This is a genomic window from Vibrio sp. 10N.261.52.A1 (assembly GCF_002876325.1).
In the GTDB taxonomy this organism is placed as follows: domain Bacteria; phylum Pseudomonadota; class Gammaproteobacteria; order Enterobacterales; family Vibrionaceae; genus Vibrio; species Vibrio chagasii.
In genome coordinates, this window is sequence record NZ_MCYD01001142.1 from 1 (window position 1) to 1419 (window position 1419).

Annotated in this window: 1 protein-coding gene; it reads left to right on the forward strand. The window is 43.2% G+C overall.

Going from position 1 to position 1419, the window contains the following annotated elements; all coding sequences use genetic code 11:
- Positions 1 to 43: 43 nt before the first annotated feature.
- Entirely contained in the window at positions 44 to 1147 is a 1104-nt protein-coding gene (locus BCT81_RS24455) for a response regulator (protein WP_061033733.1), read from the forward strand.
- Positions 1148 to 1419: the final 272 nt, after the last annotated feature.

Here is a 1419-nt window from a genome sequence, read left to right on the forward strand (position 1 = left end):
GATAACAATAATAATTCGACTTAGTTTTGTGAGGTTAGAAATTATGTACAAAACTCACAGTCAGCCAGTAATGACCTCGGCACAGGAAGTGATTAACCGGAAATGCGTAATGTTGGTTGATGATGATCCTATTTTTCGCCGTATAACCGGTGCTTACCTTGAGAAGGTTGGTTATAAAGTGGTTGAGGCTGAAAACGGACTGGACGCTTTGCAGAAGCTCAGAGATGCAGCGCCAGATTTAATTGTGTGTGATTTATCAATGCCGATCCTGGACGGCATCGAGCTTGTAGAAGAGCTCAGTTTAGAGTACCCATCACTGCCTATGATTGTGGTGTCTGCGACAGATGACATGTCTGATGTAGCGAAAGCACTACGATTTGGTATTAAAGACTTTTTAGCTAAGCCATTAGAGGACCACGGTCATCTAAGCAGTGCGATTGCCAACACATTAACAGATTCGTTCGACAACCTTTCAGATCAACGAGATTTCTCAAGCCAGTGGTTTTGTGTGGATGATGGAGGAGAGATCCCGGAAGACCAAGAATTACATTGGCACCTGAATTACTTGCAGGACAACCCAAGCGCAGCAAGAGATTTGTTGCACGCGTTGTTACCAGACAAAGACACAAGACAAGGCTCATGGCGTTGCAGCTACCGTTTGTTGCAATCAACGGAAATGATGCCGCTTGTATTTGATTATGCATGGACGATGAATGGTCAGTTTGCTTTCTACCTTGTCGATTCAGCGTCTTCTGAAAATGGAGGCTCTGCGACTACCTTGTTAGTGAGAGCTTTATTCCACGATTACTTAAGAAACAGAAAAGATTTTAGTGCTGACCTCAAAGATATCGCTGAAATTTTGGAGAAAGGGATTCGCTGCTCGGCGTGTTCAACACCTGTCAACGCGCTGTTTGGAGTTGCTAACCTCGCCGAGGGTACTATCTCAATTTTGCCTGCGGGTTTGGATGGGCGTTGGTCGAATGGTGAAATGAATCAACATATTGCAGCAGGTGAACGCTTAGGCGATAACTGTAAAAAGAACTTTATCACCAGAGACTTACCAATAGAGCAGGGCTGTCAGTTGTCGTTGAGCCTGCTTGGAGCGGCAAGTTTCAGCTTGGATATCCATCAAGGGACAACCGATTAACCCTATATTTCCTCGGTTTTTGTGAATAATTGATTAAGGTATAGTTGCGCAAATGGTGTGGCTATGCCTTTTTTGTTAAATGTCTATTTAGCAAAGCGGGTTTGGTTCGCCACTGGACTTACCTTTACTAACAAAAACAAGAAGCAATCATGGCAGATAATCAAGACTTTAAAGACCCGTTTAATGTATTCTACTTTTTAGGCTTTCTAGCCGCATTTTTAATGATTCCATTACTACCAGCAACACTAACGTTGATCCGTGTATTTAATGGC

Bases quoted from the DNA above. Each gene is read 5' to 3' on its own strand.
- BCT81_RS24455 (WP_061033733.1), top strand. From the start codon at position 44: ATGTACAAAACTCACAGTCAGCCAGTAATGACCTCGGCACAGGAAGTG.